We start from the raw sequence: 11,737 nt of genomic DNA, 5'->3' as shown, positions 1-11,737 counted from the left end.
CCGCGCCTGTGGTGCAGCGCCTTCGTGTGCGTTACGCCAAGCGTGGACGGCTGCGCTTCACCAGCCACCGCGACATCTCCCGCGCGCTCGAACGAGCGGTCCGGCGGGCGGGTATCCCGGTGGCGTACAGCGCGGGGTTCAGTCCACATCCGAAGATCTCTTACGCCGGAGCCGCCCCGACCGGGGTGGCGAGCGAGGCCGAATACCTGGAGATCGGGGTGAGCCGCGCGTGCGATCCGCTCCGGCTGCGCGCCGACCTGGACGCCTCGCTTCCGCCGGGCCTGGACGTGCTCGACGTTGTCGAGGCCCGCGCGGAGAGCCTGGCCGACCGGCTGGAGGGGTCGATGTGGGAGGTGCGGCTGACCGGGGTGGACCCGGCCGAGGCCGCATCGGCGGTGACGACGTTTCTGGCCGCCGCGCGTGTGGACGTGGAGCGCCTGACCAAGAAAGGCTTGCGTGCGTTCGACGCACGTCAGGCGGTCCAGACCCTCACCGTGGCGGAGAACGCGGATGGAACGGCAGGTCAGGAGCCGATTCAGTCGTGTGTCATACTTCGCATGGTCGTTCGGCACGAAACTCCTGCCGTCCGGCCCGATGACGTGCTCATGGGATTGCGTCTCGTGGCAGGCCTCGCGCCGCCGTCACCCCCCGCGGTGACCCGGCTGGCGCAGGGGCCGCTCGACGCGATCACCGGTGAGCCCGCCGACCCGCTCGAAGCCGACCGGGTTGGTGACCACCTATAGGACTTGCCGCCGCGGCCCCGTGAGGAGGCCAGGCGGACCGCGAGAGACGAATGCTCCCGCGCGGCGCGGAAACGCGCCCGGGAGCTGACGGGAGAGCGCCCGCATGCTCGACAACGAGCCCACTGTCGGCGATACGACAACAGAGACAACAGAACAGAACACCAACGAGACCAAGACCGTGCGCCGTCGCGCCAGCCGCCCCGCCGGGCCTCCGCCCGAGCCGGACGACATCCCGACGGCTCCGGCGATCCAGGCCGCCGCCGCCCAGGCGCTGGCCGGCCCTGCCGTGGGTACGGCTGTCGCCGAGAAGCCCAAGCGCACGCGGACGAGCAGGCGTGCGGCGGCCGAACCGGCGGAAACGACGGCATCGGCAGAAACGATGGCATCGGGAACGACGGCCGAGGTCGCCGAGAAGCCGAAGCGCGTCACCCGCCGCCGGACGAAGGCCGCCGATGTAGCCGAGGCCGCTGAGACGCAGGAAGCCGCCGTGGCCGATGTGGCTGTCTCGGCGGAGGAGCCGGTCAAGCCGGCCCGCCGTACCAGGACTCGCAAGAAGGCCGAGCCCGTCGAGGAGCCCGTGACTTCGGTCGAGGAGGCTGTCGTCGAGGCTGAGATCGACGCGGTCGTCGAGGCGGCGGCCGAAGCCCCGGTGAAGCGTCGCCGTACCCGGAAGAAGGACGACGACGGAGATCATCGTGGGGAACGATCCAGCGCGATGAGCGCCGCCGAGGCCCAGGTGGCCGCCGCGATGCTGCTGGCCATGCCCGCCGAGGAGCCGCTGGACGACGAGCCCGCCGGGGAGGACCTGGACGAGGATCTGTCCCCGCAGGCGCGGGTCGTGGCCGACCCATTCGGGCTGTCGGCCGCCCGGCAGGCCGATGTGCCGTCGGTGACCTTCCAGCCGCCCGCCGCCGTCTTCCAGCCACTGTTCCAGGCTCCTGACCCGTTCGCGGCCAAGCAGGTTCCGGTGAAGCAGGCGCCGGCCAAGCCCGCCGTACCGGCCGAACCGGTGGCGGAGCCGGAGCCGGTGACCGCCGAGGCCGAAGAGGCCGAGGAGAGCGACGAGGAGGCCGGCGAGGACGGTTCCCGCCGCCGGCGTCGCCGCCGAGGCGGCCGCGGCCGGGGCCGGGCCCGCGAGAACGACGAGGCGGGCGAGGACGAGAGCGGCGAGGAGGAGCCCGCCGAGGAGGAGGACGCGCAGGCCGCGCCCGCCGAGGAGGAGGGCGAGACGACCGGTTCCCGGCGTCGCCGCAGGCGGCGCAGGCGCGGGACCGACGACGCCGAGCCGATCAGCGACGATCCGCCGAACACGGTGGTCCGGATCCGCGCGCCGCGCGCCGGGCGGACCGCCCTGTCCACCACCACCTCCGCGGACGAGGTGCAGGGTTTCCGCGGCTCCACCCGCCTGGAGGCGAAGAAGCAGCGCCGCCGCGAGGGCCGCGAGATGGGCCGCCGCCGCCCGCCGATCATCACCGAGTCGGAGTTCCTGGCCCGGCGCGAGGCCGTCGAGCGGGTCATGGTGGTGCGCAGGCATGGCGGCCGCACCCAGATCGCCGTGCTCGAGGACGGCGTGCTGGTCGAGCACTACGTGGACCGCGAGGCCAGCCAGTCCTACGTCGGCAACGTGTATCTGGGCAAGGTGCAGAACGTGCTGCCGTCGATGGAGGCGGCGTTCGTGGACATCGGCAAGGGCCGCAACGCGGTGCTGTACGCCGGTGAGGTGAACTTCGACACCGCCGGCCTGGAAGGGCAGCCGCGCCGGATCGAGGCCGCGCTCAAGTCGGGCCAGCCGGTGCTGGTGCAGGTCACCAAGGACCCCATGGGCCACAAGGGCGCCCGCCTGACCTCGCAGATCAGCCTGCCGGGCCGCTACCTGGTCTACGTCCCCGACGGCTCCATGACCGGTATCTCGCGAAAGCTCCCGGACAAGGAGCGCACCCGGCTCAAGCAGATCCTGCGCAAGGTGATGCCGGAGAACGCGGGCGTGATCGTGCGCACCGCCGCGGAGGGCGCGTCCGAGGACGAGCTGGCCCGGGACGTGGCGCGGCTGTCGGCGCAGTGGGAGGCGATCCAGCGCAAGGCCAAGTCGGCCAGCCCGCCGGAGTTGCTGTCCGGCGAGCCCGACCTGACCGTGCGCGTGGTCCGGGACGTGTTCAACGAGGACTTCGCCTCGCTGGTGGTCTCCGGCGAGGAGGTCTGGGCGGACGTGGAGGACTATGTCAGCCACGTCGCCCCGCACCTGGCCGAGCGGCTGTCCCGCTGGGACGAGGCCGGCGACGTGTTCGCCGCCTACCGGGTGGACGAGCAGATCTCCAAGGCGATGGAGCGCAAGGTCTGGCTGCCGTCCGGCGGCTCGCTGGTGATCGACAGGACCGAGGCGATGACCGTCGTCGACGTCAACACCGGCAAGTTCACCGGCCACGGCGGCAACCTGGAGGAGACCGTCACCAGGAACAACCTGGAGGCGGCCGAGGAGATCGTGCGCCAGCTCCGGCTGCGGGACGTCGGCGGCATCATCGTCATCGACTTCATCGACATGGTGCTGGAGAGCAACCGCGACCTGGTGCTGCGGCGGCTGCTGGAGTGCCTGGCCCGGGACCGGACCAAGCACCAGGTGGCCGAGGTCACCTCGCTCGGCCTGGTGCAGATGACCCGCAAGCGGGTCGGTCAGGGCCTGCTCGAGGCGTTCTCCACGCCCTGCGACTGCTGTCACGGCCGCGGCCTGATCGTCTCGACCGAACCGGTCGAGGCCAAGCCGGAGCCGCGCGGCACGCAGGGCAAGATGGCCATCGAGAAGGCCGTCGCCGACAAGCTCGGTGGCGACGGCTCGGCGGTCGCCGCCGACGACGGCCGGGAGAGCGTGACCGACAGTTTCGACGAGGGCCAGCCACGTGGGCGGCGACGCTCCAGGCGGTCCAGATCGATGGATTAGTGCCGTATCAGGCCACGTTTGCCCTCTTTGGGGCACACCGACCGAGGTGGGACCTTGATCGTCGTGTCACCCCGAAGCAGGGCAAACACGATCGGTTACGGCACTAGACTGACTTCTCAGAGACTTCCTAGCTCCGGTGTTCCGCCCGGTTCGACCTCGGTCCCGTTAATCCGGTACTCTAGTCAATCGGTGCGCCTGGTGGCGTGCCTGGCTTCGCGCGCTCCCCTGGTCCGCCGGCAAATGTATCCAGCGACCGGGTGTCGGGGCGCAGCATCCAGTAGACAAGAAGGGTTTCCGCGGTGTACGCGATCGTTCGTTGCGGCGGCAGGCAGCAGAAGGTCTCCGTAGGAGACGTCATCGAAGTGGACACGGTCCCTGGTGAGATCGGTTCCACGTTTGCGCTGCCGGCGATTCTCGTCGTCAACGACGGCGATGTCACCACCGACCCGGCCGTGCTCGGCAAGTTCCAGGTGACCGCCGAGATTCTCGGCGAGACCAAGGGTCCCAAGATCCGCATCCTCAAGTACAAGAACAAGACCGGTTACAAGAAGCGCCAGGGGCACCGCCAGCGGTACACCCAGGTGAAGGTCACCGGCATCAACCCTGGGAAGTAGGGAGTCATGGCACACAAGAAGGGCGCCTCGTCCACCCGGAACGGCCGCGACTCCAACGCCCAGCGGCTCGGAGTCAAGCGTTTCGGCGGGCAGCTCGTGAACGCCGGTGAGATCATCATCCGGCAGCGCGGCACCCACCACCACCCCGGCGACAACGTCGGCCGCGGCGGCGACGACACGCTGTTCGCGCTGGTCGCGGGCCACGTGCAGTTCGGTCGCAAGCGCGGTCGCCGCGCAGTGAGCATCATCCCGGTCGCGGAGTAAATCCCGCGCAGTACCGGAGGGCGAGGCGGGTCGGTGAGTCCGATCCGCCTCGTTTCATTTCTAGGGGAAGCAGGCTATGGCTGATTTCGTCGATCACGTCATCGTGCACATCAAGGCGGGTGACGGCGGCAACGGCTGCGCTTCCATCCATCGGGAGAAGTTCAAGCCGCTGGGTGGCCCCGACGGGGGCAACGGCGGCCCGGGCGGCAACGTGATCCTTGAGGTGGACGCCAACACCTCGACGTTGCTGGAATACCACCACCGGCCGCACCGCAAGGCGGGCAACGGGAAGCAGGGCGCGGGTTCGAACCGGGACGGCGCGCGCGGCGAGGACGTGATCCTGCCGGTCCCCAACGGCACTGTGGTGAAAAATGCGGAAACGGGGGAGGTGCTGGTCGATCTGATCGGCGTCGGGACCCGGTATGTGGCCGCGCAGGGCGGTTTCGGAGGGCTCGGGAACGCGGCGCTGGCCACCTCCAAGCGCAAGGCGCCCGGGTTCGCGCTGCTGGGCGAGCCCGGCGATGTCGCCGACATCACCCTGGAGCTGAAGACCGTCGCGGACGTCGCGCTGGTCGGCTTCCCGAACGCGGGCAAATCCTCGCTGATCGCGGCGTTGTCGGCCGCCCGGCCGAAGATCGCCAACTATCCGTTCACGACGTTGATCCCGAACCTGGGCGTGGTCACGGCGGGTGAGGTCATCTACACGGTGGCCGACGTGCCCGGGCTCATTCCCGGCGCGTCCCAGGGCAAGGGGCTCGGCCACGAGTTCCTGCGGCACGTCGAGCGCTGCTCCACGATCGTGCACGTGCTGGACTGCGCGACCCTGGATCCCGGGCGTGACCCTGTCACTGACTTCGAGGTCATCGAGGCGGAGCTGGCGGCCTACGGTTCGCTGCAGGACCGGCCGCGCATGGTCGTGCTCAACAAGGTGGACGTGCCGGACGCGCGGGAGCTCGCCGATCTGGTCAAGCCGCTGCTGGCCGAGCGCGGCCTGCGGGTGTTCGAGATCTCCGCGGCGTCGCACGAAGGGCTCACCCCCTTGGCGTACGCGATGGGGGAGATGGTGGCGCGGGCCCGCGCCGAGAAGCCGGTCGAGGAGCCCACCCGGCTCGTCATCCGGCCCAAGCAGCTCGGCGAGACCGGGTTCACGCTGCGCCGGGTCAACGAGACCACCTTCCAGCTCACCGGCGAGAAGCCGGAACGCTGGATCCGGCAGACCGACTTCACCAACGACGAGGCCGTCGGCTACCTGGCCGACCGGCTGGAGCGGCTCGGCGTGGAGGAGGCGCTCATCGAGGCGGGCGCCGACGTAGGCGTGGAGGTCGTGATCGGCTCCATGGAGAACGGCTATATCTTCGACTGGCGGCCCTCCGAGGCCGCCCAGACCCGCATCGGCGGCCCCCGGGGCTCCGACAGCAGACTGTAGGGGGAGTCTCGTGGCCAGGGAACGGGTCCGCGACGCGGCACGCATGGTGGTCAAGGTGGGGTCCTCCTCGCTGACCACCCCGCAGGGCATGATCGATGTCGACCGGGTGGACGCCCTGGTCGACGTGCTCGCCGCCCGCCGCCAGTCGGGCACGCAGGTCGTCCTGGTCTCCTCCGGCGCGATCGCGGCCGGGCTCGGCCCGCTCGGCCTGCGGGCCAGGCCCAAGGACCTGGCCACCCAGCAGGCCGCCGCCTCGGTCGGCCAGGGCGTGCTGATCGCCCGCTACACCTCCTCCTTCGCGCGGTACGGCTTGCGCGTCGGCCAGGTCCTGCTCACCGCCGACGACATGATGCGCCGCTCGCACCACCGCAACGCCCAGCGCACCCTGGCCCGGCTGCTGGAACTCGGCATCGTGCCGGTGGTCAACGAGAACGACACGGTGGCCACCGACGAGATCAGGTTCGGCGACAACGACCGGCTCGCCGCCCTGGTCGCGCACCTGACCCACGCCGACGCCATGGTGCTGCTCTCCGACGTGGACGCGCTCTACGACGGCGATCCGCGCAAGGCCGGTTCGGCCAGGATCGCCGACGTGCGCGGCCCGGAGGACCTGGACGGGGTCGAGCTGGGCAGCGGCGGCAGCGTCGGTACGGGCGGCATGGTCACCAAGGTGCAGGCCGCCAAGATCGCCACCGGCGCGGGCGTCCCGGTGGTGCTCACCGCCGCAGCCCACGCCGCGCACGCCCTGGCCGGCGCGGACGTCGGCACCTACTTCCACCCGGGCGGGCGGCATCCGGGCACCCGCCTGCTCTGGCTGGCGCACGCCGCCACCGGCCGGGGACGGCTGCACCTGGACACCGGCGCGGTGGCCGCCGTCGTGGACCGCCGCATGTCGCTGCTGCCCGCCGGGGTGCTGAAGGTCGAGGGCGACTTCGCCGCCGGCGACCCGGTCGACCTGTACGGCCCGCACGGCCATCCGGTGGCCCGGGGCCTGGTCAACTTCGACGCCGGGGAGATCCCCGAGCTGCTCGGCCGTTCCACCCGCGAGCTGGCCAGCGCGCTCGGCCCGGAATACGAGCGCGAGCTGATCCACCGCGACGACATCGTCATACTCGAGCCGCACGTCCCTTGACGGAGGTATTCCGCGATGAGTGAGTTTCTGAAGGTCGCCCACGCGGCGAAGGACGCCGCCCAGCTGCTGGCTCCGCTGCCGCGCGCCCCGAAGGACCGCGCCCTGCGCGCCATCGCGGACGCCCTGGTGGCCAGGGCGTGGGAGATCGTCGCCGCGAACGCCGAGGATGTGGACAAGGCGCGCGAGGGTGGCACCTCGGAGGCGATGATCGACCGGCTGCGGCTGGACGTGGCCCGGGTGGAGAAGATCGCGGGTGCGGTCCGCGAGGTCGCCGATCTGCCGGATCCGGTGGGTGAGGTGGTGCGCGGGAGCACCCTGCCCAACGGGCTTGAGCTGCGCCAGGTGCGGGTGCCGCTGGGCGTGATCGGGATCATCTACGAGGGTCGCCCGAACGTGACCGTGGACGCGGCGGCGCTCTGCCTGAAGAGCGGCAACGCGGTGCTGCTGCGGGGGTCCTCCAGCGCCTACGCGTCCAACACGGTGCTGGTGCGGATCATGCAGGAGGCGCTGGCGGAGACCGAGGTGCCCGCCGGGGCCGTGCAGCTGGTGCCCGGTCTGACCCGGGATTCGGTCAAGGAGCTGATGCGGGCGCGCGGCCTGGTGGACGTGCTCATCCCGCGCGGCGGGGCGTCCTTGATCAACAGCGTGGTGGAGGAGTCCACGGTTCCGGTGATCGAGACCGGCGTCGGCACCTGTCACGTCTACGTGGACGCCGACGCCGACCAGGAGATGGCGCTGTCGATCCTGGTCAACGCCAAGGCGCAGCGCCCGTCGGTCTGCAACGCGGCCGAGACCTTCCTCGTGCACGCCGCCATCGCCGAGGAGTTCGTGCCCAAGGCGCTGTCCGCGCTGAAGAGCGCGGGCGTCACCGTGCACGGAGACCCGGCCATCGCCGCCTACAGCTCCGACGTGGTTCCGGCCACGGAAGACGACTTCTACGCCGAATACCTGTCCCTCGACATCGCCGCGGCCGTGGTCGCTTCCCTGGACGAGGCCGTGGCCCACATCCGCCGCTACGGCTCCGCGCACACCGACGCCATCATCACCCGCTCCCAGCCCGCCGCCCGCCGCTTCGTCGCCCTGGTCGACTCCGCGGCCGTCGCCGTCAACGCCTCCACCCGCTTCACCGACGGCGGCGAGTTCGGCTTCGGCGCCGAAATCGGCATCTCCACCCAGAAGCTCCACTCCCGGGGCCCGATGGGCCTGCCCGAACTCACCTCCACCAAGTGGATCTACACGGGCGACGGCCACATCAGGACGTAGCCGAAGCCTTAGACCCCTGCTGCGACCAGCCTGCGGGAGCCCAGGCCCGCGTCGCGAGCTAGCAGGGCCGCGTCCACTCTGCTGGCCGCCTCCAGCTTCGTGAGGACGTTGCTGACGTGGTTGCGTACCGTCTTGGGGGCCAGGTGGAGTTCGCGGGCGATCTCGGCGTTGGAGCGGCCGTCGGCGAGGCGCTCCAGGACCTCGTGTTCGCGTTGGGTCAGGCCGGGAAAGGGGCTGTTCGGGGTTCTGGTGGTCATCCGGGTCAGCACGCTGGCGGCCAGTCCGCGGCCGAACACCATGTGGCCGAGCGCCACCGAGCGGACCGCGGCGGCGATCTCGCCGGGGTGGGTGCCCTTCAGCAGGTAGCCCTGGGCGCCCGCGCGCAGCGCCGTGACCAGGTCGGCCTCGCCGTCGGACTGGCCAAGCGCGAGCACCCGTACGGCCGGGCAGCGGCGCTGGAGGTATTCCAGCGCGTCCAGCATGCCCAGATCGATGAGGACCACGTCAGGATGCAGGCGGACGGCGAGCCGGAGCGCGTCGAGGGCGTCACTGGCGGTCCCCAGCACCGTGATGCCGGTCTCGCGCTCCAGCGCGAAACGCATTCCCTCCGCGTACAGCGGATGCTGGTCCGCCACGACAGCGGTGATGGTGCCGCTCATTTCTCCTCCAACCGACGACGCTCTGATCACAGAGTGGCGCAGCGGTCTTGGGAACGACTTGGCGGTCACTAGCGCATCGGGGCGTGTCGCTCCCAGTGACGTTCTGTGGGGTCACCTTCACTTGTTGTTATGGATATTCTCATCGCGCTGGGTTTCGTGGCGGTGGTGCTGGTCGTGGCCGACCGGCTGTTGCTGCTGCTCGAGAGCCACGGCCATCTGAACTGGCGCAGGTCGGGCCGGAAGAAGCTACCCGCGGAGCCGGGCGTCGGCCTGGAGCACCTGCTCGAAGAACCGGTCAGGGAAGGCCGATGAAACGCGCCCTCTACGACATCGCGGCCCTGGTCGGCCGGCTCGCGCTCGGGGTCATCTTCATCGCGCACGGATGGGCCAAGTACAAGCGGGGCGTGGACGCGACCGCGCAGGGTTTCGCCGAATGGAACATCCCGGCGCCCCGGATCTCGGCCTGGTTCGCGATCGTCGCCGAGCTGGGCGGCGGGATCCTGCTTGTGCTGGGACTGCTGACCATGCTGGCGGGCGCGGCCCTGTTCGTGCTCATGGCGGGGGCGCTCATGTTCGTGCACGTCGGCCACGGCATCCTGCTGGCCAACGGCGGCTTCGAGCTGGTGCTGGCGCTCGGCGCGGTCGCGCTGCTGCTGGCGGTGGCGGGACCGGGCCGGATCAGCCTCGACTACCTGCTCTTCGGGCGTCGCCGGGAGGTCAAATCCGTGCCGTCCGTGCCGCAACCCGTCTGACACGGCGTGCCTCCCGCGAATTGTCGGGGGGGTCCACTAACGTGGGCCACCCTATGGGTGGACGTCTGGGGCGGGTCGGCCCGTACGCGCTGCTGGAGCGGCTGGGCCGCGGCGGCATGGGCGAGGTCTACCTCGCGGCCACCCGGCGCGGGGAGCAGGTGGCCCTGAAGATGCTCCGCGACCCGATCGAGGATGACGCGGAGGCCCGATTACGCCTCGACCGCGAGGTCCGTGCCCTGCGCCGGGTCGAGAGCCCCTATGTCGCCCAGGTTCTGGACGCCGATCTGTCCGGCGATCGGCCGTACCTGGTGATGGAGCACATCAAGGGGGAGACCCTGCTCGACGCGGTACGGCGTCGCGGGCCGCTGGCCCAGGCCGAGCTGGTCCTGGTCGCCCAGGGGCTGGCCACGGCGCTGGCCATCATCCACGCCGCCGGGGTGGTGCACCGGGACCTCAAGCCGGCCAACGTGCTGATCGGCGAGGAAGGCCCGGTCCTGATCGACTTCGGGATCGCCCAGGTGATGGACGCGACACGGGTCACCAGGACCGGCACCTTCCTCGGCACCCCCGGTTACGCGGCCCCCGAGCTGTTCGCCGACGAGGTCGTGGGGGAGCCCGCCGACGTGCACGCCTGGGCGGCGACGGTGGCGTTCGCCGCGACCGGGCGCCCCACGTTCGGGCGGGGCACGGTCGAGTCGCAGATGTACGCGATCCTGCACGGGCAGGCCGATCTCAAGGGTGTTCCGGCGGCGCTGTTGCCGCTGATCAGGGCGGCACTCAACCGGGAGCCAGCCAAGCGCCCGACCGCCGCGCTGCTCGCCGACCGCCTGCACCGCCTGGCCCGGGCGATCGCCCCCGCCGAGCCGGATCAACCGCAGGCCGAGGAGCCCCCCGAGGAGGAGCCACGGCGGGGTCTGCGCCTGTTCGGGAGGAAACCGAAGGACACCAAGAAGGCGTCAAGAGCACGCCAAGTCACGGTCGACGAGCCCCGGCAGCGCGGCGCGGAGGAGGTCGAACCGGCGGAGGACGATCGGAAGCGCACCGACGATCTTAAGAAGGCAGGCCGAACGGCCGGGGAAGCGAGCCGGAAGCCCCCGGCGGGTGGTGACGCGGGGCGGAATTCGCCTTCCTCGGAAGCAGGCCGGAAGTCCCCGGCGGGTGGGGAATCGGGGCGGAAGCCAGCTTCTGTGGAAGTGGGCCGGAAGTCTGGGGAACGAAAGTCTTCCGGGGAAACCGGCCGGAGTTCGTCCCCGGGTTCCGGGGAGAGGCGGAGAGCCTCGCGCGGTCAGGTGGCCGCGGAGGCGGAATCCGCGCTGGCCGCGGAGGCGGAATCCGCGCTGGCCGCAGAGGCGGTCGTCGGAGCGGGATCAGGGATTCCGACCGGAAACGCGGCGCTTGCCCTGCTGGCCACGTTCGCCGTGCCGTGTGTGGTGATCTCGGTCGTGTACCCGGTGGCCACTTTCGCGATCACCGGGGCGTTCGTGGTGCTGGCCAGGGCGTTGTGGAGTGGTCACTGGCTGGTGCGCAAGCGGCGTTCCGCGAAGGTCCGCAGCGTGCTCCGGGTGGTGTCGTTCCCGCTGACCCTGGCCGGATCGCTGATCGCCGCCCTGGCCTGGCCGGGAATTCCCGCCGGGCTGGCCGCGTTCGCGACGCTCTGGGCGACCGGGGGCGGCCGGCTGGCGCCCGACTGGTGGAATCAGCCGGTGCCGGTCACGGTCGCGGGCGTGGTGTTCGGCGTGGTGTGCGGCGCGATCATCGGCCGCGAGGTGGAACGCATCGGGGCCGAGTTGCCCGATCTTCGCAGGGAAGGACTGCGGGCACTCGCGGTTCTGGGCGGATTTGTGGCTTTGTGTGCGGTAGCCGTACGCGCTATATCGCTCTTTGTCTAAACTTGTAGCGTATTAGAAGCATAGCGGTTGCGGTAGGACATTTTTGAAGATGGTATACAGCCT

Annotated in this window: 11 protein-coding genes; 10 read left to right on the top strand and 1 reads right to left on the bottom strand. The window is 70.7% G+C overall.

The genetic code is table 11. From position 1 onward, the window contains the following. Nucleotides 1-26: 26 nt before the first annotated feature. The 7 genes from Aple_RS27360 (at nt 27) to Aple_RS27330 (ending at nt 8,374) form a co-directional block, all read left to right on the top strand. Nucleotides 27-743, top strand: a complete 717-nt coding sequence (locus tag Aple_RS27360; protein ID WP_246264807.1) for a TIGR03936 family radical SAM-associated protein — start codon at nt 27-29, stop codon at nt 741-743. A gap of 103 nt (nt 744-846) precedes the next feature. Further along, nucleotides 847-3,675 (top strand): Rne/Rng family ribonuclease, encoded by a 2,829-nt coding sequence (locus Aple_RS27355; protein WP_155347581.1) that lies wholly within the window; start codon nt 847-849, stop codon nt 3,673-3,675. 299 nt (nt 3,676-3,974) lie between these two features. Beyond that, on the top strand, nt 3,975-4,289 hold the full coding sequence (rplU, locus tag Aple_RS27350; RefSeq protein ID WP_155347580.1) for a 50S ribosomal protein L21: 315 nt from the start codon (nt 3,975-3,977) through the stop codon (nt 4,287-4,289). 6 nt (nt 4,290-4,295) lie between these two features. Then, nucleotides 4,296-4,553, top strand: coding sequence for a 50S ribosomal protein L27 (rpmA, locus tag Aple_RS27345; protein ID WP_155347579.1), 258 nt, complete (start codon nt 4,296-4,298; stop codon nt 4,551-4,553). Nucleotides 4,554-4,629: 76 nt separating this feature from the next. After that, a complete protein-coding gene (obgE, locus tag Aple_RS27340) occupies nt 4,630-5,979 on the top strand; it encodes a GTPase ObgE (protein ID WP_155347578.1) in 1,350 nt (449 codons plus the stop codon). Nucleotides 5,980-6,022: 43 nt separating this feature from the next. After that, nucleotides 6,023-7,111: a glutamate 5-kinase gene (proB, locus tag Aple_RS27335; protein ID WP_218038528.1), complete on the top strand. Its 1,089-nt coding sequence runs from the start codon at nt 6,023-6,025 to the stop codon at nt 7,109-7,111. 15 nt (nt 7,112-7,126) lie between these two features. Next, nucleotides 7,127-8,374 (top strand): glutamate-5-semialdehyde dehydrogenase, encoded by a 1,248-nt coding sequence (locus tag Aple_RS27330; RefSeq protein ID WP_155347576.1) that lies wholly within the window; start codon nt 7,127-7,129, stop codon nt 8,372-8,374. Between the two features lie 8 nt (nt 8,375-8,382). Here the strand turns inward: Aple_RS27330 and Aple_RS27325 are convergent, their stop codons facing one another. Next, on the bottom strand, nt 8,383-9,033 hold the full coding sequence (locus Aple_RS27325) for a LuxR C-terminal-related transcriptional regulator (protein WP_155347575.1): 651 nt from the start codon (nt 9,031-9,033) through the stop codon (nt 8,383-8,385). Between the two features lie 129 nt (nt 9,034-9,162). On the opposite strand from Aple_RS27325, the gene Aple_RS27320 reads away from it, so the two are divergent. From Aple_RS27320 to Aple_RS27310, 3 genes are read left to right on the top strand one after another with little or no spacing between them, the layout of a single operon-like run. Next, nucleotides 9,163-9,345: a hypothetical protein gene (locus tag Aple_RS27320; protein WP_155347574.1), complete on the top strand. Its 183-nt coding sequence runs from the start codon at nt 9,163-9,165 to the stop codon at nt 9,343-9,345. Next, nucleotides 9,342-9,785 carry a DoxX family protein gene (locus Aple_RS27315; protein WP_155347573.1) on the top strand — a complete coding sequence of 148 codons (444 nt, stop codon included), beginning with the start codon at nt 9,342-9,344 and terminating at the stop codon, nt 9,783-9,785. The genes Aple_RS27320 and Aple_RS27315 overlap by 4 nt, the downstream gene beginning before the upstream one ends. 53 nt (nt 9,786-9,838) lie before the next feature. After that, the gene (locus Aple_RS27310; protein WP_155347572.1) at nt 9,839-11,674 is read left to right on the top strand and encodes a serine/threonine protein kinase; all 1,836 of its coding nucleotides are present in this window, start codon (nt 9,839-9,841) and stop codon (nt 11,672-11,674) included. The last annotated feature ends 63 nt before the right edge of the window (nt 11,675-11,737 follow it).

Origin of the sequence: Acrocarpospora pleiomorpha (assembly GCF_009687885.1) — a bacterium.
In the GTDB taxonomy this organism is placed as follows: Bacteria; Actinomycetota; Actinomycetes; order Streptosporangiales; family Streptosporangiaceae; genus Acrocarpospora; species Acrocarpospora pleiomorpha.
The sequence above is the reverse complement of the archived record's forward strand: the minus strand, read 5'-3'. Positions and strand labels throughout refer to the sequence as shown.